Origin of the sequence: Halomonas sp. A3H3 (assembly GCF_000982975.1) — a bacterium.
In the GTDB taxonomy this organism is placed as follows: Bacteria; Pseudomonadota; Gammaproteobacteria; order Pseudomonadales; family Halomonadaceae; genus Vreelandella; species Vreelandella titanicae.
In genome coordinates this window covers 1,859,405-1,881,549 of the sequence record NZ_HG423343.1, presented here as the reverse complement: position 1 = coordinate 1,881,549, position 22,145 = coordinate 1,859,405, and the positions used below count along the sequence as shown (strand labels likewise).

The 22,145-nt window shown below is 53.6% G+C and carries 22 protein-coding genes; 11 read left to right on the top strand and 11 right to left on the bottom strand.

Going from position 1 to position 22,145, the window contains the following annotated elements; all coding sequences use genetic code 11:
• Positions 1 to 48: 48 nt before the first annotated feature.
• Positions 49 to 744 carry an extensin-like domain-containing protein gene (locus tag HALA3H3_RS08295; RefSeq protein ID WP_022521091.1) on the top strand — a complete coding sequence of 232 codons (696 nt, stop codon included), beginning with the start codon at positions 49 to 51 and terminating at the stop codon, positions 742 to 744.
• 15 nt (positions 745 to 759) lie between these two features.
• Here HALA3H3_RS08295 and HALA3H3_RS08290 read toward each other — a convergent pair whose 3' ends face one another.
• The 4 genes from HALA3H3_RS08290 to HALA3H3_RS08275 form a co-directional block, all read right to left on the bottom strand.
• Entirely contained in the window at positions 760 to 1,011 is a 252-nt protein-coding gene (locus HALA3H3_RS08290) for a hypothetical protein (protein WP_022521090.1), read from the bottom strand.
• A 121-nt stretch (positions 1,012 to 1,132) separates the two neighbouring features.
• Positions 1,133 to 2,344, bottom strand: coding sequence for an MFS transporter (locus HALA3H3_RS08285; protein ID WP_022521089.1), 1,212 nt, complete (start codon positions 2,342 to 2,344; stop codon positions 1,133 to 1,135).
• A 158-nt stretch (positions 2,345 to 2,502) separates the two neighbouring features.
• On the bottom strand, positions 2,503 to 2,823 hold the full coding sequence (locus HALA3H3_RS08280) for a helix-turn-helix transcriptional regulator (RefSeq protein WP_022521088.1): 321 nt from the start codon (positions 2,821 to 2,823) through the stop codon (positions 2,503 to 2,505).
• Entirely contained in the window at positions 2,820 to 4,163 is a 1,344-nt protein-coding gene (locus tag HALA3H3_RS08275; RefSeq protein WP_022521087.1) for a type II toxin-antitoxin system HipA family toxin, read from the bottom strand. The genes HALA3H3_RS08280 and HALA3H3_RS08275 overlap by 4 nt, the downstream gene beginning before the upstream one ends.
• A 150-nt stretch (positions 4,164 to 4,313) precedes the next feature.
• Here HALA3H3_RS08275 and HALA3H3_RS08270 point away from each other — a divergent pair, with 150 nt between their 5' ends.
• The gene (locus HALA3H3_RS08270) at positions 4,314 to 4,940 is read left to right on the top strand and encodes a DNA-3-methyladenine glycosylase family protein (RefSeq protein WP_022521086.1); all 627 of its coding nucleotides are present in this window, start codon (positions 4,314 to 4,316) and stop codon (positions 4,938 to 4,940) included.
• A 3-nt stretch (positions 4,941 to 4,943) separates the two neighbouring features.
• On the opposite strand, the gene HALA3H3_RS08265 is transcribed toward HALA3H3_RS08270, so the two are convergent.
• From HALA3H3_RS08265 to HALA3H3_RS27605, 3 genes are all read right to left on the bottom strand, one after another.
• Positions 4,944 to 5,819, bottom strand: coding sequence for a pirin family protein (locus HALA3H3_RS08265; protein WP_022521085.1), 876 nt, complete (start codon positions 5,817 to 5,819; stop codon positions 4,944 to 4,946).
• Between the two features lie 113 nt (positions 5,820 to 5,932).
• Positions 5,933 to 6,973 (bottom strand): zinc-dependent alcohol dehydrogenase family protein, encoded by a 1,041-nt coding sequence (locus tag HALA3H3_RS08260; RefSeq protein ID WP_022521084.1) that lies wholly within the window; start codon positions 6,971 to 6,973, stop codon positions 5,933 to 5,935.
• A gap of 175 nt (positions 6,974 to 7,148) precedes the next feature.
• Positions 7,149 to 7,277, bottom strand: a complete 129-nt coding sequence (locus tag HALA3H3_RS27605; RefSeq protein ID WP_272946849.1) for a hypothetical protein — start codon at positions 7,275 to 7,277, stop codon at positions 7,149 to 7,151.
• Between HALA3H3_RS27605 and HALA3H3_RS08255 the strand changes: the two genes are divergently transcribed.
• Positions 7,276 to 7,506 (top strand): DUF1016 N-terminal domain-containing protein, encoded by a 231-nt coding sequence (locus HALA3H3_RS08255; protein WP_053856936.1) that lies wholly within the window; start codon positions 7,276 to 7,278, stop codon positions 7,504 to 7,506. The two genes, HALA3H3_RS27605 and HALA3H3_RS08255, sit on opposite strands and share 2 nt — an antisense overlap.
• 201 nt (positions 7,507 to 7,707) lie before the next feature.
• On the opposite strand, the gene HALA3H3_RS08250 is transcribed toward HALA3H3_RS08255, so the two are convergent.
• Positions 7,708 to 8,493, bottom strand: a complete 786-nt coding sequence (locus tag HALA3H3_RS08250; RefSeq protein WP_022521081.1) for a sulfite exporter TauE/SafE family protein — start codon at positions 8,491 to 8,493, stop codon at positions 7,708 to 7,710.
• A gap of 99 nt (positions 8,494 to 8,592) precedes the next feature.
• Here HALA3H3_RS08250 and HALA3H3_RS08245 point away from each other — a divergent pair, with 99 nt between their 5' ends.
• Genes HALA3H3_RS08245 through HALA3H3_RS08235 form a run of 3 tightly spaced genes read left to right on the top strand, consistent with a single transcriptional unit; the run spans position 8,593 to position 12,603 of the window.
• Complete coding sequence (locus tag HALA3H3_RS08245; protein WP_022521079.1) at positions 8,593 to 10,416, top strand: CocE/NonD family hydrolase; 1,824 nt, start codon at positions 8,593 to 8,595, stop codon at positions 10,414 to 10,416.
• A 55-nt stretch (positions 10,417 to 10,471) separates the two neighbouring features.
• Positions 10,472 to 11,830 carry a short-chain fatty acid transporter gene (locus HALA3H3_RS08240; RefSeq protein WP_238326072.1) on the top strand — a complete coding sequence of 453 codons (1,359 nt, stop codon included), beginning with the start codon at positions 10,472 to 10,474 and terminating at the stop codon, positions 11,828 to 11,830.
• Positions 11,770 to 12,603 carry a GntR family transcriptional regulator gene (locus HALA3H3_RS08235; RefSeq protein WP_022521077.1) on the top strand — a complete coding sequence of 278 codons (834 nt, stop codon included), beginning with the start codon at positions 11,770 to 11,772 and terminating at the stop codon, positions 12,601 to 12,603. The genes HALA3H3_RS08240 and HALA3H3_RS08235 overlap by 61 nt, the downstream gene beginning before the upstream one ends.
• Before the next feature lie 98 nt (positions 12,604 to 12,701).
• Here HALA3H3_RS08235 and HALA3H3_RS08230 read toward each other — a convergent pair whose 3' ends face one another.
• Together HALA3H3_RS08230 and HALA3H3_RS08225 are read right to left on the bottom strand one after the other, a co-directional pair.
• Positions 12,702 to 13,580, bottom strand: coding sequence for a YicC/YloC family endoribonuclease (locus HALA3H3_RS08230; RefSeq protein ID WP_022521076.1), 879 nt, complete (start codon positions 13,578 to 13,580; stop codon positions 12,702 to 12,704).
• Positions 13,581 to 13,686: 106 nt separating this feature from the next.
• Entirely contained in the window at positions 13,687 to 14,703 is a 1,017-nt protein-coding gene (locus HALA3H3_RS08225) for a substrate-binding domain-containing protein (RefSeq protein WP_009286319.1), read from the bottom strand.
• A gap of 300 nt (positions 14,704 to 15,003) precedes the next feature.
• On the opposite strand from HALA3H3_RS08225, the gene HALA3H3_RS08220 reads away from it, so the two are divergent.
• The 5 genes from HALA3H3_RS08220 (at position 15,004) to HALA3H3_RS08200 (ending at position 21,101) form a co-directional block, all read left to right on the top strand.
• Entirely contained in the window at positions 15,004 to 15,987 is a 984-nt protein-coding gene (locus HALA3H3_RS08220) for a substrate-binding domain-containing protein (RefSeq protein WP_022521075.1), read from the top strand.
• 76 nt (positions 15,988 to 16,063) lie between these two features.
• Positions 16,064 to 17,551, top strand: coding sequence for a sugar ABC transporter ATP-binding protein (locus tag HALA3H3_RS08215; protein ID WP_022521074.1), 1,488 nt, complete (start codon positions 16,064 to 16,066; stop codon positions 17,549 to 17,551).
• Positions 17,544 to 18,542: an ABC transporter permease gene (locus tag HALA3H3_RS08210; RefSeq protein WP_022521073.1), complete on the top strand. Its 999-nt coding sequence runs from the start codon at positions 17,544 to 17,546 to the stop codon at positions 18,540 to 18,542. Before HALA3H3_RS08215 ends, HALA3H3_RS08210 begins: the two co-directional genes overlap by 8 nt.
• Positions 18,539 to 19,531, top strand: coding sequence for an ABC transporter permease (locus tag HALA3H3_RS08205; protein ID WP_022521072.1), 993 nt, complete (start codon positions 18,539 to 18,541; stop codon positions 19,529 to 19,531). The genes HALA3H3_RS08210 and HALA3H3_RS08205 overlap by 4 nt, the downstream gene beginning before the upstream one ends.
• A 13-nt stretch (positions 19,532 to 19,544) precedes the next feature.
• A complete protein-coding gene (locus tag HALA3H3_RS08200) occupies positions 19,545 to 21,101 on the top strand; it encodes an FGGY family pentulose kinase (RefSeq protein WP_022521071.1) in 1,557 nt (518 codons plus the stop codon).
• Between the two features lie 122 nt (positions 21,102 to 21,223).
• On the opposite strand, the gene HALA3H3_RS08195 is transcribed toward HALA3H3_RS08200, so the two are convergent.
• The gene (locus tag HALA3H3_RS08195) at positions 21,224 to 22,108 is read right to left on the bottom strand and encodes a D-alanyl-D-alanine carboxypeptidase family protein (protein WP_022521070.1); all 885 of its coding nucleotides are present in this window, start codon (positions 22,106 to 22,108) and stop codon (positions 21,224 to 21,226) included.
• Positions 22,109 to 22,145 lie beyond the last annotated feature (37 nt).

Sequence of the window (22,145 nt, the reverse complement as noted above, 5' to 3'; positions counted from 1 at the left end):
CCCAGCGTGACGACTGTAGCGTTGGTGGTGACATACAGGGAGGTAGGCATGCGCAGTACGCTATTTATTTTAGCCCTGATTGCGCTGGGCGTAGCCCTGCAAAAAGGCATCATTGAGATTCCCCGCCACTGGGCGCCATGGGCTCCGCTGCATATTGACGACCCCATTACGCCGGTCACACAGCTTAAGTTAAGCCGCTTGGCAGACGACCGCGCAGGCTGTTTAGCTGCGTTAGATACCGTCCCCGAGGGCGAGCTGCGCTATACGCCATTGGCCGATTACGCCCCCACGGCGAGCTGCCCGCTTGCCAATATCGTGCGCATGCACTCTAGCGGCGTCGCGTTCAATCAGAGTTTCGTGGCCTCCTGCCCGATGGCGCTGGCGTGGGTCATGTATGAACGCCACGCGTTACAGCCTGTCGCCGAGGAGATTCTGGGTAGCCGAGTGAGCCAGGTTAACCACGTAGGTAGCTTTGCCTGCCGTAACGTTTATGGCCGCGAAGCCGGCAGGCGCAGCGAACACGCCACCGCCGAAGCGCTGGATGTAGTGGGATTTCAGTTTGAGAACGGCCAGCGTATTACGCTGATCAATGACTGGGATGATGAAGGCGAGGTAGGTGAGTTTTTACGCGCTGCGCGGGATGGCGCCTGCCATACCTTCGGTAATGTATTGGGGCCCGATTACAACGCCGCGCATGCGGATCACTTTCATATGGGCATGCGCGGATTTAGGCTGTGTCGCTAAGAGATCAACCATTACTTATTCGAGATTGATGTCATCTGCATCGGTGGCGGCACCGGTGGCAGCACCAACGCCACCGCCGATAACGGCACCTTGAACGACGCTACCACCGGTTACGGCTGCGGCACCCGCGCCAATGGCAGCACCGACACCCGCGCCGCTAGTAGCGCGCTCTCCGGTAGTGGTACCACAACCCACCAAGCCAATGGTTAACGCCACCACCGCGCCGAGGGTCAATATGCGTGTCAAATTCAATACCTGAATGTGCATGGTCATCTCCTTATGGGTTACTACTCTTACACAGTAGAGAGAATTCGACTTTTTAGCCATGTTAATCATCACTGTTCGATAACTAGGCAACTGGCCAATCACAATGCAACGTTAGCCAACGCTAGGCTCGCTGGGCCACGGCGCCGTAGGTGCGCTTTTCCAACCATCGCCCAGCGGCAAAAATCACCAAGCCACAGAGTGCCAATCCCGCACCGACCAAGCCCGTGCTCGACCAGCTAAAGCCAGCGCTGATTGCCAAGCCAGCAAGCCACGCCCCTAGGGCATTGGCACCGTTAAAGGCCGCGTGGTTCAGTGAGGCCGCCATGGTTTGGGCATCTTCCGCCACATCCATCAAGCGGGTTTGTAATGAAGGCGCTAGTGCCATACTGGTGCCCACCAGGCCAACAAACAGCAGCCCCGTCCAAACGTTATTCGCCGCAAAGTAAAACAACCCTTGTACCACGCCACACCAGAGCAGAATGGTAGGTATGGCACGCATCAGGTTTTTATCCGCCATGCGCCCGCCGATTAAGTTACCGGCAATAGAGCCCAGGCCGAAAATGACCAGCACCAACGGCCCCAGCGCTTCGCTCATACCCGCCTGCTGGGTTAATGTCGGCATCACATAGCTAAAAATGGCGAACATGCCGCCGCAGCCGATGCAGGCAAGCGCCAGGGTAACCAACACCCGCTGCTTAAGCAGCGCTGAAAGCTCACGCACCGGGCTTGCTAGAGTATCGACGGGCTGCACCGGTACATAGAAGCGGATCAACAGGGCGGTGAGCAACGCAATACCACCGACACCAGCAAAGGCGATCTGCCAGCCCAACAGGTTACCCGCCCAGGTACCCAGCGGCGCACCGATCAGAATCGCCACGGTTAAACCCATCATCACCCGGGAAACAGCCCGCGCCCGTTGGTCTATCGGCACGGCTCCCGCGGCCACCAGTGCGGCGATGCCAAAATAAGCGCCGTGAGGTAAGCCAGCCAGAAAACGCAGCCCTACGAATGACCAGAACCCTGGTGCCATGGCACTAGCAATATTGCCCACCGCAAATACCAGCATCAGCATAATCAACAGCGACCGCCTAGGTACTCGCGCGGCCAGCGCCGAAATCAGCGGCGCACCGACTACCACGCCCAAGGCGTAGCTGCTTATTGCGTAACCCACTTGCGGCACCGTTACCGCTAAATCACCCGCCACACGGTTCATCAGGCCCATAATGACGAACTCGCTGGTGCCGATTCCAAAGCCGCCCAGCGCCAACACAAATTCGGCCAAACGCGGGTTGCGCGCCAGCCCTTGAGACGACGATGCTGTCGAATCCTGCATGCTTAACTCCTTGGGATACCGCCCGGTTGGTATCACGATGGCGCAAATGATCGCAGGATTAGACGAAAGTAGAAACATGCTGCGTTTAAAAAGTTAGCGGGCGAACACAATCGTTAAGTTGGGTTGAATAGGAAATGTTTGGATAAGGTGTTTGGCGGTCAGGCGCTAGGGGATTCCACTGAAAGCAACCGCTCACGCAGATGACGGTTACGCGGCACCAAGCCGGTTTGCAGGCCCAAGGGGCGGAATACTTGGTTTAGCAGCGCCAGTGTAGGGCTTGCTTTATCGGCTTCCAGATCAGACAAGGTGCGGCGACTGATACCCACCAGCTCGGCATATTGTGTCTGCGACATTCCCAATACTTCGCGGCGTAGTTGACGCAGCACCTGCCCTGAGCTGATCTCTTCCCGCAGCAGCTGGGACAATAGCGCCATAAGTAGTGCCTCGCGCTCAATGCTAGAGAGTTCTTTGCGTTTCATACCAGCCCCCAGCGGCGCAGCTTAGCATCCAGATAATTTAACCCCACCGCATTCGATGCTAGCAACGCTTCCGGCACTCCCCGCGCAGCAAGTCGTTCTTTTAGCCCGGCTAACTGACTCCCCAGCGCTTTTAGCTCTGCCATCAACTGCTCGGCTGGCACATAGGCATTTAAATTCTCCGTAATGGCTACCCAGCTGAATTCAGGACCCTCTTCAAACGGCGCGCCCCAAGTGGTGGTGCGAATAATACCTTCTGGGTCAGCCTTCATGGGCGCAAAATCGTAGACTGGCGCCAGCCAGATTCCCTGAGGCGTTTTCAACAGCGCCGTATTGCGGCCATGGTTATCGCTATTAGCAAAAGCGACATTAAGCAGATCACGTTTCACCCACTCGCTCACGAAACGCGCCGTATCAAAATGACCTCCTAACTCGCGAACGCGGTATTGCTGGCTCAACAGGCCAACCAGTGCCTCAATCACGTCAAAATGGTTTAAGAAGCTTCCCGGCTGACGCTTCATCGCGGAATAAACCGACTCCAGCCCATACAGCGTTCGCTTCCCAGCGGGGTAATCAACATCAAAGCGGGGCAACCACAACGATGGATAGCGCTCGCCTTCCAGTAGCCGCATCCTTTGAGTGTCGATCGTCGCTATGCCGAGTGACGCCAGCTCATGATAGAAATGGTATTCGGCGCGAAGGATATTGTTATCAAGCTCGGTGCGCTGGCCGCGAGGAAATTTCACCAGATAGTGCTGGTCGGTATTCGCCGGGTCATCCTGATAGGTATCGATCCAGACCTGATCGTTTGGCGAACAGCGTAGCAGTAGCTTAGGCGCTTCACCGCCAGCGCCGGTCGCACCACCCCCAGCGGCTCCCATTTGCTGCGCATAAGCAAGAAAATCGCTATCTCGATCCACAACATCACGTAAGGCAAAGCGCTGCTGCTCTAGCGTGCTACCTACTGGGCGCTCGGGAAGGGCCTCTTTAATACGTAAATTACCCACCGGAGCAATCGTCCCTTTAGCCAATAGGGCGTAATCTTGTTCAGCCTCAGTAAGCGCCGATATCCCCAACTGCGTGACCCAGTAACGGCGGCTGGCCCCAGAAGGCATGATATCGTCTAAAAAAGCGAACCAGCGTGGCGATTGATGAGTATTCATGAGTTCAATCGGCAAAAGCAGGCTGCAAGCATGCTCATCATCGCGATCCAGCCATTCAAGGGCATAATCGGTGATATAGCCCAAACGCGCAGGTCCTCGACGACCTTGCTCTGGGTGCTCAATCACCAGCTCAGCGGCATCGTGCCACTGGCCATGATGAAATGTCTGGATGGTTAGCAACGTGGGACACCTTAATTGAGCAGTTAATAACTGAGCAGTTTAATGCTCAATAGTGTAGCCTAAGGCTCCGGAATGTGCATTTTAATACTCATAAATATATAAAAACTCAATTAGTGAGCAATATAATACTCATTATAACCAGGAGTAATAATGCCAGCTGATACCCCATCTTTTAACACGATCGAACACGCCATGGCTGAACTCGCCAAGGCTGACCCCGATATCGCCCGCGCCCTACCGCTAGTCGGAGCGCCCTCGCCTCGCGAGCGTGATAAAGGCTTTGCGACGTTCTTCTCGACTATCGTTAGCCAGCAACTATCTACCGAAGCGGCTCGCGCGATTATGGGTCGTGTAAATACACTGCTGCCCGAGCTTCACGCCAAGGCAGTGATAGAGGTAGAGGGCCAAGCGCTGCGCGATGCGGGGCTTTCCTGGCGCAAGATCGAGTACGCCAAAGGGCTGGCTGAAGCAGAGTTGGCAGGCACTTTTAGCGCCGAGGGGCTTGAACAGCTAAGCGACGACGAGGCCATTGCCGCGATTACCGAGCTACGCGGCTTTGGCCGCTGGAGCGCTGAGATCTACCTGATGTTCTCGCTGCAACGCCCAGATATCTTTCCTGCCGATGATCTAGCTCTGCGTGTCGCCTTAGGCCGCTTAAAAGGCATGGACGATAAACCCACACCTAAACAGGCCCGCCAGTTGGTGGAACACTGGGCGCCCTGGCGCAGCGTGGGTTCGCTGTTTCTGTGGCACTACTATCGCGGCGAGCCGCTTTAAATACTAAGCATCCAGACCGCCGAACTTACCGTTCTGGTAGTCCTCGACCGCCTGAACGATCTCTTCACGGGTATTCATTACAAAAGGGCCGTGGGAGTAGACCGGCTCATCGATCACATCGCCATGACCAAACAGCAGGCGCGCATCGCTGCTGGCTTCGATCACCAAGCTATCGCCAGTGCGATCTACTTCAATCAGATGGTGCGGCTTGACTGGCTCGCCTCCCACCGTGACATCGCCATCCACCACGTAGAGAAACACCTGCCGTCCTGGCGCCACGGGTAACTGTTCTTGGCTACCGGCAGGCAGCCGCAGCGTTGACATAAACACGCCGGTTAGCGTGTCGATGGGGCCAGCATGGCCCTGCCACTCGCCTGAGATCAGGTTCAGCTCACCGCCACCCGGCAACTTAATAGCGGGAATGGATTCTTGCTGCAGCCCCACATAGCGCGGCTCGCTCATTTTCAAGCGCGACGGCAGGTTGATCCATAGCTGCAGAATTTCCAACGGGCCGCCGTCGCGCAGAAACTCCTCCGGCGAAATTTCCGCATGCACAATGCCGCTGCCAGCGGTCATCCACTGAACCCCACCTTTATGGATCACGCTTTGATGCTTGGCGCTGTCCGCATGGGCCAGTGAACCTTCCAGAATAAAAGTGACCGTTTCAAAGCCCCGGTGCGGATGCGGGCCAAAAGGTAGACCCTGATTGTTAGCCGGGTAGGTTTGAGGGCCATGGTGATTAAGAAACAGAAAGGGATCTAGCTGCTCCAAACTAGGCCCCGGTAGCGGCCGACGAGTGGTTAAATCGCCAATATCATCGCGCTTGGCCGGGTGCTGGGCGATTACGCGGCGCACGGTTTGGTTAGTGTTTGCTGGCATAACTTACTCCTTATCAATACTTTCCAGCGTAAAACCTATAGCCGCGGATGAGGAGCGAATAATTTGCCCTGTTTCGTTGAAGGAAATTGTTATTAAAAGTCTCAGCGGTTTCCTCAAAACTCGGTCACCACCGTCACGCCCGCCCCTTCGAACTTATCCATGTTCATTAACGCATCAATCGACTGCTCAAGATTGATTCGTTTGCCGATCAGCTTTTCAGGCGCCAGCTTTCCTGACTCGATCATCGCCAGCATGGCGTCATAACGATGCGCCTGCATGCCATGGCTGCCAAGTATTTCAAGCTCGTTGGCAATAACCTTACTCATGGGAATGGCGGGCGTGCTGTTCTCGGCCAACATCAACCCCACCTGTATATGCTTGCCACGTTTACGCAGATTGCTGATGGAGTTAAAGCAGGTCGTCGGATGCCCTAGCGCATCCAGCGATACGTGAGCGCCTCCCCGGGTTATCTCCGCAACCGCTTCGACCACATTGGGTACCTTGGCAGCATTCACGGTGGCAGTGGCACCCAGTTGGCGAGCCAGATCAAGAGCGCCTTCAGAAATATCGATGGCCACCACGTTGGCACCGACGGCGTTGGCAATCATCACGGCAGAGAGCCCAACCCCACCGCAACCGTGGACGGCCACCCACTGACCTGCCGCTGTTTTGCCCTGATCCACCACTGCCCGAAAAGAGGTAACGAACCGGCAACCCAAACTCGCCGCCGTCGCAAAATCCAATGTCTCTGGCAGCGCGACCAAATTCACATCGGCGTAGTGAATACTCACATACTCGGCAAATGAGCCCCAGTGAGTGAAGCCGGGCTGAAACTGGCTATCGCACACCTGGTGGTTGCCAGAGTGGCACTCAGGGCAAGTACCGCAACCGCCAACGAATGGAACCGTGACGCGGTCGCCAAGGCGCCATTGCTTTACATCTTTACCAACGGCTTCGACTACGCCTGCCAGCTCATGGCCCGGCACATGGGGAAGCTGGATATCGGTGTCATGCCCCACCCAGCCATGCCAGTCGCTGCGGCATACCCCGTTCGCCATCACCTTCACCACAACGCCATGCGGCTCAGGGGTGGGATCAGGCAGTTGCTGGATCTGTGGTGGAGCGGAAAATTGCTCAAAAACAACGGCTTTCATAAAGAGTTCCTAATCTATATCGGTTTTTACTTTATAAAGTCTCATGTGGATAAGAAGCAAATTATTGGCCGCTAACGCTTAACCGCCCCACGACCTGCAACGATTCATCCATTGGACGCACCACGATCATCTCACCCGAGCCAACGCCGCCGCCAATCAGTGCGGTGATATTTACCTAGTGGGTAACCAGCAGCAAATCCCCCGGTTCCTGCCATGCAGCGTTTTGCACTTGAGCGGCTTGAGTAATTGACGCCTGATCACCGCGCCCGCGAAAGAACGAATCCAGCCAGGGGGGGTGGCGCATGAGAATCACCAAGCCGCCTTCTTCAAGCACCTGCCAGGTTGCCTCGTTTACCGGGGCAGTGGCCGAGAATATCGAGCAGCAGCTCTCACAACAGCTTACCGAGCGGCTGGGAAAGGGTTTTGATATCCATCATCTACGCAATATGCGCCAGTTTTATCAAAGCTTTCCAAAACGGAACGCAGTGCGTACCGAATTGAGCTGGACTCACTATCGGACTCTGCTGCTGTGATCAGTTTCTGTTTATTTGGTTGTAATAGGTGCTAATTTCTCAAGAGAAACATGTGCGGTATTGGCTCTACTCGTTGATCATGCAGAGAGCGCACCTAGCACTTTAACCCTGGGTTCATAAACAACTGAAAAGCTTTGGCTTTCACCTAAAATAGGTGTACCTGTTATTAGCTGACGATACCCGTTTCAAAAAACATAATATTTAACCCAGTAGAAAATTTAAACCAACAACAATCAGTAGACCTGCAAACGTTAGCTTTAGCACTTTAGCTTTAAGGCGGGAGGCGACTAGTGCCCCCAGCTTAGCGCCGGGCATACTAAGGATCACAATCCCAACAAAAGCGGGCCAATAGACATAGCCAGTTGTCCAGCTCACCGAGGTTTTCGTATCGCCGACGACCATAGCGGTAATAGCACCGACGATAGCAATAGGAATACCAGCCGCTGCCGAGGTGCCTACTGCTTGACGCATAGGAATACTGTGTCTTTCTAGAAATGGCACCATCAATGTACCACCACCGATTCCAAATAGAGCCGAGGCTAAGCCGATCGAACTACCCGCTATGAGCATGCCGTTACGACCGGGTAACGGATAACTGCCTACCGAGCGAGAGTTAACCAGCACTTTAATTGCCAATATTAAGAAAAATACTCCCAGTAACAGCGAAAGAGTTTTTCCAGAGAGCACGTCACCCACAACAACACCGTTGATCGCTCCGAAAACCAAGCCAGGCAACAGCAACCACACGCAATCCCTCCGAACATTGCCGTGGCGGTAATGTGCTCGCGCCGATGATATGGAAGTAACGGCGATCGTAGCTAGCGAAGTTCCCACCGCCAGGGATAAGGCTAAATCGTCATCGACCTGTTGCCATCCCAATATCGTAACCAATAACGGCACTATCACTACTCCCCCACAGATACCAAATATACCTGCGAGAAAGCCAGCTAACAGGCCGATAAGCGGATAGATCGCTATTTCATTCACCTGTGCCTCCACGGTGAAATTTTATATAAATAAATTTGACATGTTAAAAACTAAAATACAACCTTACAAAAACCAATCACAAAATATGGAACCTGATGCATGGAAAATATGGCTCTATTTTGGCCCGAAAATTGGCTGGAAAATCGACTACCCTGCTTTGAAGGTCAGCGCTTATTCTCGCGCTATCTCACCATGCGTGATGGGGTTCAGATCGCCATCGACGTACATCTGCCTGGCACAATAGAGGCTGAAAATGACCGCTTCCCGGTAGTGGTATTTTTTACCCCTTATTATCGGCGAATGAAGTTAAAGCCGGGAGCACCAGAGGGGACCGAAGATTGCCCGAATATCGCCATTTTTCGTTCGCTCCTTCTTGCTCGTGGCTATGCATTGGTAGCTGTCGACGTACGCGGTAGCGGGGCATCCTTCGGTACACGAAATGGACTCCGCTCGCCGAATGAACGTGGCGATTATCTGGAAATTGTTGAGTGGATTAACCAGCAACCTTGGTGCAAGGGATCAATAGGGGTTACGGGCATCTCCTACTTGGGCGCTGCTGCCGATTTCACTGCTTCTTGGGCTCATCCCGCTGTAAAAGCTATCGTGCCGCATTCCGCAGTATGGGATACCTGGTCAAACCAGCTCTATCCTGGGGGAGTCATGTGCCGCCGACTAGTTAAGGAGTACGGCAATCTGATGGAGGCTCTTGATGACGACAGAGCTGAAGTCCGCAGTAAATTCCCCTATTTTAAAGGTGATTACTACGATGGCCCCGCACCCGTCGACGAAGATGAAGACGGGAGCATTTTAGAGAAAGCGCTGAAAGATCATGTTGCTAACTTCGACATGGCAGACTTTGTCCATCAGCTAACGTTTAGAGACCGTGCACTACATACCGATCCTGACTTTACATCAGAAATCATTAGTCCCTACTACTACGCCAACCAGACAGCGGATGCACAAACTGCTGTCTATACCATCTCTGGCTGGATGGATGGACACTATTCCCGGGGAGCGGCGCTCCGCTACCAATGGCAGCAAAACCCGCACAAGCGTCTGATGCTTGGGGCCTGGGATCACGGTGCTCGTACCGGCTCTAGCCCTTACCATAACGATAAGACCCCACAGACTAAAGCTTTGGCAGAAACCTTACGCTTCTTCGACGAATACCTAATGGGTCTTGATACTGGAATGAGCGATGAGGCCCCAGTTCACTACTACACCGTAGGTGAAGAGCGATGGAAATCAGCCAATGAATGGCCACCAGCAGAAACTAACTACCGCACACTCTTCTTTCAAGAAAGCCACCGGTTAGGCATAGAGCCACCAGCCACGAAAGAGGCTTTTGACCACTACGTAGGTGATTATAGCTGCGGTACAGGTGAAAGCTCCCGCTACAATCGGCTATATGCTCAAAACGTCGATAATTACTACTCCGACTGGCACGATCGCGATAAACGGATGCTGTGCTACACCACCGATGTTTTTGAGAAGAATATAGAAGTGACCGGTCATCCGATCATTCGGTTGTATCTGACCAGTGACACGCAGGACTGTGCTCTGTTCGTTTATCTGGAGGATATAGACAAGAGTGGCAAGGTTCACTATGTAACCGAAGGAGTTTTCCGAGCTTTACACCGGCGTATCGCAGAAGGCCATACCAATATACCCAACATTGGGCCCAGTCATAGTTTTCTAGAACGTGACGCTCGTTACATGACTCCTGGTGAATGCAGTGAAATCACTTTTGATCTTTTACCAACCTCGTGGCTGTTTAAGGCTGGGCATCGATTACGGATCGCTATTGCCCTGGCAGACAGCGATCACTTCTCGCGCATTCCAGATGGAGTAATTCCCACAATCGAAGTTTATCGCAACTCAATACAAGCATCCTGCATAGAGTTGCCAATCATTGAGAGTTAGCAACCCCGCCCCCTCAACTATTTGAAGGGCCAAAATCTTAAAAAGGTAAAACAAAATGTCAAAAACAGATGCCTACATAAGAAAAAGTTGGAGCCCAATGCAGGCTTTAACAAGAATAAGCCTTAAGTTTGTTGAGAAATGCTTGCCTAACGCGTTTCTGCTTGCCATGGTGCTAAGCATTGTAGTCTTTCTTCTTGGCATGATATTTGGGGGGCAAAGTGCTAGCACAATGTTTAACGGGTGGGGAGAAGGTTTTTCAAAACTTTTTACGTTTGCTATGCAGATGTCTCTGATTCTACTCACCGGGTTTGTAATAGCAAAGACGCCTTCCGTATCAAATATGATCGATCGACTTGCGTCTATAGCTAAAACACCTACTCAGGCTATCGGTATTATAGCAGTATTTGGAATGGTCACATTCTATATAAATTGGGGTTTTGGTATGATCGCTGGCGCGTTCATGGCTCGAGAAATGGGGCGCCGAGTGCCAGGCTTGCACTTTCCTCTGGCCGTTGCTGCAGCTTATGCTGGTGATATTATTCGTGGTATGACTGCATCTATTCCGTTACTGATGGCGACTGAGGGAAACTTCATGCAAAATGTGGTGGGAGTTATTCCTGTCACAGATACGCTTTTCTCTTGGTGGAACCTTGGGCTATCTGCTGTCCTGCTTTTTTTAGTTTATTGGGTCTTTACTAGAATCAAACCAGAAGTGGATGAAATAAGGCCGTTTAAAGACGTAATACTAGACACCCCGGCCGAGAAAGTGGATACAAAAGGAATGCCCTGGGTTGAAAAACTTGAGCACTATCGGATTCTTAATCTTGCACTCGCTATATTGCCTCTTGGTTACATTATAGTTAATTTTCAACAAATTGGATTTAATCTTAACCTAAACATGCTGATTGTAATTTTTTTAGCAATAGGTTTATTACTTCAACCGAGCCCAGCATCTATTGGGACGGCAGTCAAAGAAGGCGTTCTAGCATGCCGTGGCATTATTATGCAGTTCCCGTTATATGCAGGTATTGCTGGCATGGTTCAAGTATCAGGACTCGCTGATGGAATATCTAATTGGTTTGTTAGCATTGCCAATATTCATACTTTTCCAATTGTGACATTTATTTCTGCAGGTATTGTTAATATTTTCATACCATCTGGGGGAGGCCAGTGGGCTATTCAAGGGCCGATTATGCTTGAAGCGGCTAAAAATTTAGGCGCCGATATTCCTCAGACGATTATGGCTTTTACTTGGGGTGATGCTTGGACTAACCAAATGCAACCGTTTTGGGCTCTTCCACTGCTCGGTGTAGCTGGGCTTTCAGCGCGCGATATCATGGGATACTGCCTTATGTGGACGTTGATCTGCGGGGCGGCCATCATGGCGACTTTCGTGCTGCTATCCATGATCTAGGCTTTACCATCGAACTGCCGGTAAATGTTAGAATTAGGCGGTGCTGGGATAATATCAACCAGCGCCGTCACGCGTTCAACATGGAACAGTTCATGGCAACTACACAGAAAGGCAGTCTCAACGATCAGGCATTCGATATACTGAGAAGCGACATCATTTCCTGCCACCTCAAGCCTGGAGCCACCATTACAGAGGTATGGCTCACCAAACATTATGCCCTAGGGAAGGCGGCTATACGTCACGCTTTGGCCCGCTTGACTCAGCAGGGATTAACGGTCAACCAGGGACGGCTTGGCTATATCGTCGCTCCAATCACTATTAAGAGCATTCGTGAAAGCTACCAGATACGTCGTTTGGTGGAACCTGAACTCTGCCGACTAGCTGCTGGCAAGCTTGATGCCGGGACTTTAGCGATGCTGCGAACTTGCAGCGAGGCCACCTATGATAGCCAAAAGGCTAGCGAAATAATTACCTTCTCACATGCAAATCACCGCTTTCATTGTCTGATCGCAAAAGCCGCCGGTAACGAGCGTTTAGCACGCCTAATCCAGGAGCTATCAGACGATCATTTACGTATCTCTTATGTCAGCATGGTATATAACCAATCAGATAAGAGATGGAGCGACGACCACGCTAAAATTGTGGATGCGCTTTATGCCAATAATGGAGAAGAGGCTGCCCAGCTTATGGCTGAGCACTTACTTCTAGGCGAAGAGGCAACTATGCGAGCTATTCTCAACCTTCCAGAGCTGCTGGAAACCTCTTTAAGTTAGGACAACACAGAAAGAGTAGCTATCATCAATGAAACACTCTCAACAACCGGCAAATAATCATGCCCGGTCAGCGAGATATGTTCATCAAATCCTTTCCACTACTCAATATTCTGAATCTGCTCCCGCATCTGTTCGATCAGCACCTTCAACTCCACCGCGCAGCGTGTGGTCTCAGCCACCACGGATTTTGACGAGAGCGTGTTGGCTTCGCGGTTGAGTTCTTGCATTAGGAAGTCCAAACGGCGGCCTTTGGGGCCTTTTTGGGCGAGCTGGTGGCTCACTTCTTCTATATGCGCGGTCAGGCGGTCTAGCTCTTCGTCCACGTCGGCTTTTTGCGCTACCAGTACCAGCTCGGCTTCCAGGCGCTGGGGGTCGAGCTCGGTTTTGGCGACTTCCAGGCGCTCCAGCAGTTGGGCGCGCTGGCGTTCCAGAATCTGCGGCAGCAGGCTGCGTACGGTGGCGACCTGTTTATTTACAGCTTCCAGGCGGGTAGTAATCATCTCAGCAAGCTTCTCGCCTTCTCGTGCGCGGGCGTCAATCAGCTCATCCAGCGCTTGGTCAAACAGCGCTTTGGCGGCGGCCTTGATGGCGTCTTGGTCAAGGTGTTGGGTTTCCATCACGCCGGGCTGGTTGAGTAGCGCAAGTGTGGTGGGCGGCACGGCGCTGGGCACTTGCTGCTGAATGGCGGTTAGCGCATCAGCAATGGCGGCTAAGCGGACGCTGTTAACGGCGGGGGCTTGGGCGGTTTCGGCGCTCTCAAAGCGAACACTGCACTCGACTTTGCCACGGGCTAAACGGGTGCGCAGCGCTTCACGCAGCACTGGCTCTAAATCACGCAGGCTTTCATGTAGGCGGAAGTGAGGCTCTAAATAACGCTGATTCACCGAGCGAATTTCCACCTGCAGCGTGCCAAACGGGGCAGCCTGCTCGGTGCGGGCAAAGGCGGTCATGCTGTGTACGCGGCTGGAAGTGACCATGTTTCATCCTGATAGTGAATAACGGTGTATAAAGCATTGCCAACAGTCGTGTCTAAGATGGCTAGCCTATTCATTCGATTCAGTAAATGCTGTGCGAAAGAGCGTATCAAACACCCATTATTTCTGGCTGAACCTCTATGAGCAGACGGGAATCCCGCGGTGGCGTATCAATCAGCTCGAAGACGCGGTCGATCATCTCGATCACATTTTGCCGAACCATCATCAAACGCGGATGAAAGGCAGCGGCAAGAGGATCCCAGTCAAAACAACCAAAAATAATGTCATCTAGATAATAGCCATTTAGCTGTAACCCACGAACGATGCCCTCAAGAGAAATCGTGGAGTTGACGAACATAGCGCTGGGCAGAGTAGACCGGTTACGCATGTATGTTGCCAACGCAGCCTGGGCCTTATCGGCAGCATAATCGCAGGGGAGGATATTCTCTTCCGCCGTCGCCAGTCCCACCTCCTCTCTCGCTTGCTTGAAGCCGGCAATACGCTCGCGGGTATTGTGATCCTCATCACGGCCGCCAATAAATAGCACAGGGTCATCACTGCGCTTCTCTTCAGCAAGGCGGTTGAGGATGGCATGGGTAAGCTGTCGCGCGCCATCACGGTTATTGGAAATCACCGACGGTGCCTTACTGCCAGGAAGATCGAGATTAATGCTTTGCACGCCGCTCTCTGCACACATCTGTGCAATCGTATCCGGATCCGTTGCGCCGGTGCATACCAGGCACTCGACACGGTAAGCCAGCATCATACGGGCTGCTTCGCACTCTTGCTTGGGATCTCGATTCGTACACGAAACAATCGCAAACAGCCCCCGTCGACGTGCTTCTGATTCGAAGTGTTGGGCTATCGAACTGAAATAGCGGTTGTCGTACAACGGCAGGATCATGCCGATGATACCTGAGCGCTCGCGCCGCAAGGCACGGGCCTGCATGTTGGCCGAGTAGCCTTCCGACTGGGCGAGCGAAAGAATTTTGCTGGCAAGTTTCTTGCTGATGCGACGGCGCTGCCAAGTGCCGTTGAGCACGGCACTGACGGTACTGGGCGATGTTTCTGCCAACCTCGCCAGGTCGTAAATAGTCAGCCGCTTGGATGAAGAGTCGCTAACCACGTGGCAGCTCCTTGCGATTAGATAAAAGTAGCATTGACGTGATGATGCAATAGATCAATCCTACGCTATGCACAACCGATTGTGCATTCTCGACTAAATGACAATAACGATAGCGATGACGCATCGCTTAGGCACCACTCAACGTATCCAGCACTGTGTAAAGCTCCTATGCATTGTGAGGCTCGGAAGCGTCTGCGCCATTTTATTTGACCATGACGCAACGTACAGCAGCACTATTAAAGCGCTTCAATGCACTCTATTCCACTGACTGGGTCAGCCAACAGCAAGCAGGAAATCACAATGAAATACAAAGCACTTCTTACCGCAGCTACGCTAACAGGCATTATCGGCAGCACCGGCGCAATGGCTCAGGAGTCTCCTACGATTGCCGTGGTCGCCAAGGTGGGTGGCATCCCCTGGTTCAATGCCATGGAAATGGGCATCGAACAAATGGGTGAAGAGCTTGGAGTAGAAGCCTATATGGTAGGCCCCACCAGCGCTGACCCTGCCCTGCAGGTACGTGCGATAGAGGATCTGATCAGCCGTGGCGTTGATGTCATTGGTGTTGTCCCGAATGATCGCGAGGTTCTTGAGCCGGTATTGGAACGAGCACGTGATCAGGGAATTATCGTACTGACCCATGAAAGCCCCGAATCGGTCAACATCGACTACGACTTTGAAATGATTTCAGCGCAGCAGTTAGGCGAAGAGCACGCCAAGCTATTGGCTGACACCACCGGCTGCGAAGGCTCTTATGCCGTTTACGTTGGTGGCCTCAGCGTGCCCGCTCACAACGCCTGGGCAGATGCTGCCGTGAACTGGCTCGATGATAACTGCTCGGGCTTGACCCAAGCCGCTGATCGTTTCGGCGTTGCCGAAAGCGTCGATGACAGCCGCAACACCACCCTGGACTTGCTGCGTGCCCACGAAGATTTGGCCGGCATCATGTCATTTGGTAGCCAGGGAACCATCGGCGCTGCTCGGGCTGTGAAAGAGCGGGGGCTGGAAGGGGATGTGGCCGTTATGGGCCTGTTTTCTCCTGGCCAGGGGCGCCGCCTGGTACACGAAGGTGTGATTACCGGTGGTTTCCAGTGGAGCCCTCTAGACGCAGGCAAAGCGTTCGTTGCCCTGGGTGAAATGCTCTATAACGGCGAAGAGATTACCGATGGCGCCGAATTGCCGGTACTGGGTGAAATTACCCTGGACGGCAAGACGATCTTTGCCTCACAGCCACTCAAGCTGAGCAAAGATACCGTGGATGAGCTGGCAGAGCTCGGCCTGTAAGACTGCGCTTATTGATCGTGTAAAGGCTGCCGCGCTCCTGATGAGCGCGGCAGTGATGTTGAGAGAGGAGCCTCCAATGGGCGATATCGCGATTCGAGCGCGTCACGTTAGCAAGATTTTCGGTCAAAGCCGGGTGCTCGATGATGTCGAATTCGAACTTCGCCGGGGTGAGGTGCTTTGCCTTGCAGGTGAAAACGGTTGTGGCAAAAGCACGCTCATTAAAATTATTAACGGCGTATACACCCCTGAAGAGGGGGTAGAGCTTTCGTTTGGCGATGAAACGCTCTCTGCCATTAGCCCGATAGAGGCGCGCAACCGGGGCATCCATGTGATCTGGCAAGATCTCGCGCTGTTCCCGCACCTGACCGTCGCGGAAAATATCGTCTTCGATGACTACGTTGCCAAGCCTTGGCGGCCTATTTCCTACAAAGATGCGCTGACGCAATCCCGCGAGATCATTCAGCAGTTTGGCCTCGACCTGGATCCGATGGCCCGTGTTGAAGACCTTTCGATTGCCCATCGTCAACTCGTTGCGATTTGCCGCGTGCTGCGTGCAGGGGCCAGTATCATTTTTATGGATGAGCCCACCGCCTCGCTTACCTATAAAGAGGTGCAGACACTGCTGGGCATTACCCGCTCACTGGCGGCGAAAGGCATTTCCATTGTCTTGGTCAGCCACCGGCTGGTGGAAGTGTTGGAGGTGTGTCAACGCGTCACCGTGCTCCGCAACGGGAAGTTGGTCGGCACCTACCCCACCGAGGGGATGACCCAGGCACGACTTTCAACCCTGATGACCGGGCTTGAACTTGAGTTTACCCCTCGTGCTGAAACACACAAAGGCGCCCCGGTACTGGAGCTTAAAAACTTAAGCCGTGAAGGGGAATTTGAAAATGTCTCTTTCACCCTGCATCGCGGTGAAATTCTTGGCCTGACGGGTTTGCTGGGCGCAGGGCGTACCGAAATAGCCCACACGATTTTTGGGATGACCCAGCCCACTTCAGGGCAGCTGCTAAAAGAGGGTCAACCGCTGACGCTAAACTCCAACCGCGATGCCGTGCGCCATCGCATTGCCTACCTCTCTGAAGACCGACTCAATCTTGGTCTGGTGCAAAACCAGTCCATCAATATGAATACCGCAGTGACAGTACTACCAAAACTGGAAAAACCGCGCTTCTTTCTCTCCCCTCAGCGCATCAAGGCACTGACCGCCCACTGGATTGAGCAGCTTAAAACCAAGGTGAGTGATGCCGAGCTTGCGGTCTCCTCATTATCCGGTGGTAACCAGCAACGCATTGCACTCGCCAAATGGCTAGCCACTGAACCCGACGTTCTCATTCTTGACTGCCCGACGATTGGCGTCGATGTAGGCGCCAAAGCCGGTATTTTCGACATCATCAGAAATCTTGCCGACCAGGGCATGGCCATCATTCTGATTTCGGATGAAGCAGGAGAAATCTGGATGAACGCAGACCGTGCGCTCGTATTGCGCGAGGGGCGCATCTACTCCGAGGTCATACCTGCGGAGACCACGGAAGAAGCGCTGGAGGCGATCATCAATGCATAAACGACTGCTAAACAGAAGAATCGGCACTGAAGGTACTCTATTGAGTATCCTCATGCTGCTGTGCGTAGTGTTGGCACTAGCGACCGACAGCTTTCTCACCTTTCAGAATCTGTTCGACCTGCTTAACAATCAGTCGGTCAATATCATCTTTGCAGTGGGCCTGGTCGTCGTTCTGATTGCGGGTGGGATAGATATTTCCTTCGCAGTGGCGGCATCCGTGGTGCAGTACGTGGTGCTGTCACTGCTGATGAATTACCTGGGCGGGGGCAACTGGTTGCTTGGCATCCTGCTTTCGATGCTGGTTGGCATGCTACTGGGGCTCTTCAATGCGCTGCTGATTCATCGCTTCCGAATAGTTTCGATCATCGTCACCATCGGCACATTTAACCTGTTTTTCGGCCTCTTGATGTATTTCACCAGCGGGGTGTCCATCTACGATATCCCCGATTGGCTCTACTACTCCGTTCCGCTGCTTGACCTACCCGCCGAACGCGGATCAGCCACGCTCTACTTACCCGCGGCAGTTATGGTGGTGATGGTAATACTCACCTGGTTCATTCTGGCCCGCACCGGTTTTGGTCGCGCGATCTACGGTTTCGGATCAAATCCCGAGTCCGCCCGCCGCTCTGGCGTTAGTGTCTGGAAGATCCATGCCTTTGCCTACGGCTGGCTGGGTCTATGCGCGGGGGTGGCGGGCCTGATGCAGGCACATATCGTACAAGAGGTCGTGCCCAACGCCTTGATAGGCCAGGAGTTGCCAATTCTGGCGGCTGTCGTGCTAGGCGGCGCCACCCTGGGTGGTGGGCGCGGCTCAGTGCTCGGCGCCGTACTGGGTGTTCTGCTTCTCGCCGTTGTCCAAAACGGCCTGAACCTGCTGGGCGTCACTCCTTACGCCTTCCGCATGATTGTCGGGCTGATTATCTTGATTGCGATCACCACCAGCAACCTAGGCAACCTGTTGCCCCGCACCACCAAGGCGAGGAACGTATGAATAAGCGCCTGAATAAACAGCCCTCCACGGCCGGACTCCGCCTGGGGGGCGATAGCATTGAAGTGGCCGCCATGACGGCTCTGCTCATCGGCAGTATTGGACTCTTCTCGCTATTGGCACCGGGCTTTCTGACCGCCACTAATTTTGGCTCGATGTCGATGCAGCTGCCGGAGCTGGGGTTACTCTCACTGGCGATGCTGCTACCCATTATTTCCGGCGGCCTGAACCTCTCGGTTACCTTTACCGCCAATATCGCAGGGCTGATGACCGCCTGGCTGGTACAGGGGTTACTGGCGGGCATGGGCATACTAAGCGTTCCCATGGCGATTATCGCCGGGCTTGCCGTCGGCGCTGCCGCAGGCTTTTTGATTGGCGTTATCGTTGCCTATGTGGGCGCCCACCCCATTTTGGTTTCCCTTGGGGCAATGATCTTTCTGCAGGGTGTGGGTGAGTTTTTAACCCGCGGTGGCGGTATTTCAGGCATGCCGGAGGTATTTCAAACCATCGGCAGCGGCAGTTTTCTGGGCATACCAATCCCCATGCTGATCTTTCTCGCCGCTGCCGCAGGGTTGATCTACATCATGCATTTCACCCGCACTGGCTTTTCGATTTATATGCTGGGCTCCAACTCTCGGGCGACGGAGTACTCGGGCATTAACGTCAAGCGCGTGCTGATCACCGTCTACACGATTTCCGGCATTTTGTCAGGGTTAGCGGGCATGGTGATGCTCGCCCGCTTTAACTCTGTACGTGTAGGCCACGGCGAGAGCTACCTACTGATTACGGTTTTGGCCTGTTTTCTGGCCGGGGCAAACCCCTTTGGTGGCTTTGGCCGCGTACTGCCACTGGTGCTGGGCTTGATGAGCCTGCAGGTAATCGCTTCCGGCATGAATCTGATGGGCGCCAGCCAGCATCTAGCCACCGCGGTATGGGGGGCTTTTCTAATTATTGTAATGGCACTACGTATGCCATTTATTAAACAGTCGTGAGTAAGGTTTTCCCATGAGTCATCAAGAACATGTTCTAGGCATTGATATCGGTACGGGCAGCGCCCGAGCAGGCATTTTCACGCCGGATGGCGTGATGCTTGCCGAAGCGAAAACACCCATTGCAATGCATCGCCCTGCCGAGCATCACGTGGAGCAAAGCTCAGCGGATATCTGGCGCGCGGTATGCAGCGCAACCCAGCGCGCCCGCGAGGCTGCCGGTGTAACGTCCGATTCCATCACCAGTATGTCGGTGAGCGCCACCTGCTCGTTGGTGCTCCTTGATAAACAGGATAAGCCTCTAGCGCTCTCACCGGGCGATGAGGCGTGGAATATCATTGTGTGGATGGATCATCGGGCAACTGCAGAAGCCGCTGAGTGCACGGCTACCCAGGCCGCGCCGCTGCGCAATCTGGGTGGTGTCATGTCTCCTGAGATGCAGATGCCTAAGCTCATGTGGTTGAAGAGGCACCAGCCCAAGCTCTATGCAAAGATCGGCTACGCTGGTGATCTAGGCGATTGGCTGGGCTTTAAATGCACCGGCTCTCTTGAACGCTCGGTCTGCATGCTCTCCTGCAAGTGGACGTTTGACCCACGCCCTGGTCATGGCTGGGATCGCGACTTTCTAAAGCAGATCAATATGCAGGATGTACTCGAGTGCGCCCGCCTGCCCGAACAAGCCCTTCCCGTGGGTGTAGCACTTGGGCAGTTGACCGAAGAAGCCGCCGATGACTTGGGACTGACGACTCGGTGTACCTTCGCAGTGGGCATGATTGATGCCTATGCCGGTGCGCTTGGCACACTAGGCAGAAGCCTCGCTGATGCTCCCGAGCGCCGACTTGCCGTGATTGGCGGCACTTCCACCTGCCATATTGGCGCCCAGCCCGAGCGGCGAGAGGTACCCGGCGTTTGGGGCCCCTATCCAGGTGCGCTATGCGACGGCTTTGTTGCCAACGAAGGGGGGCAAAGCATTACCGGTGCCCTTCTAGATCATCTGGCGGCACTATTTTCAGCCAGCAGTGAATTCGGCGACGATCTTCACGGCGCGTTATCAGACCTTCTACTCGAACGCTTGGCATCCGGCGACCCAGCTCCTGACACCCATGTTTGTCCAGACTTCATTGGCAATCGCTCGCCATTGGCGGATCCGGAAATTCGCGGCACCATCACGGGATTGACCCTTGATAGTCCTCGCGAGAGCTTCATCAAGGTCTATTGGGCGGCAGCCACCTCGCTGATTTACGGCACCCGTGCCATCATAGAGCGTATGAACGCCCATGGTTATGCCATCGATACCCTGCACCTCAGCGGAGGGCATGGACGTTCAGCACTGCTGCGCAAGCTCTATGCCGACGGTACCGGTTGCCGGGTTGTGCTGGCGGATGCGCCGGAACCCGTACTACTTGGAGTAGCCGTGGCGGCGCTCGCTGCTCAGGCCAATGGTGAGGTGCTCAGCGTTGCCAATGGCCTCACCCCAGGCGAACAAACATTAGAGCCCGACCAGGCAATGCAAGCGCTGCACACTGCGCGTTATGCCGCTTTCAAGAAACTTTACGAAGGGCGTCTCGATTGACGCAACCAACCTACTTCATGGGGTCATTACATGAGTAGTGCGTAGGTGTCCGAAATCCGTGAACAAAACATAAACATCGTTCCCACCCGGAGCGATGATCATTAGCGGTGCAAGGTACAGATTCAAACGGTGCCGCGTGCTAATTCATTACTGAGGTCAACCAATTTCAAATAGTCGTGGTATCGCTCCTCTACTGTTGGTGACCCAAGCGATACTGAGACGCAGATCCCTCCGCTCTTAGTTGCCGAAACAGATGCCAGGTTGAATATAGCTGGCCATAGCGTGCCCGTTTTCCCACCAAGATATTGCGGAAGCGAGAATTCCGGTACAGCCCGTCGCGTTGAGGAGTGAAAAGCAGACTTTAAAACCAGCCTGCGCGGCACCGGTCCCGTTATCCCAATAGCAAAAGCCTTGGTCCCCCAAACCCTCGTAATCGGGCCATATATCAGACATTTCTTAACCAGCAATGATAAATCACGGGCAGTAGATCGTTGTCCGCGTACCGCCAACCCGTGTGGGTTCAGGAATTGCGATTTCGTCATCCCCAGATTTCGAGCGGTCGTGTTCATTTCCGCAACGAAGCGTTGCACGGCGTCGTGACTTGTGCCTGTCTTCGATCCCAGCATCATTTGGCCAAATGTCCGCGCAATCAGATTGGCTGCTACATTTGATGACGGCACCAAAAGGTTAGCAATGCTGTCGCCGAGTGAAAGGCGGTCTCCTGCATGAAGGTTACGACCTGATCCTTCGACATCATCTTCAGGAACTATTTCTAGCTTGAAGCTTTTCGGCAACTGGAAGTTACTTGCCATCTCGATAGCAACGACGGCCGTCATCAGTTTGACGATTGACGCAGGCGTCATTGCCTTGTCGGCATCCTTCTCATAGATGATGACATCAGAGCCAGTGGAGTTGTGGGGCAACTGCAAACAGATCACACTTTTCGCGGCGAGATCGGGCGTAGGGCCTATTGATTTGCGTTCATCATACGGAGCGTGATTAGCCAATTCCGTTATTCCCTACTGTTGTCGTCAACGGTCACGA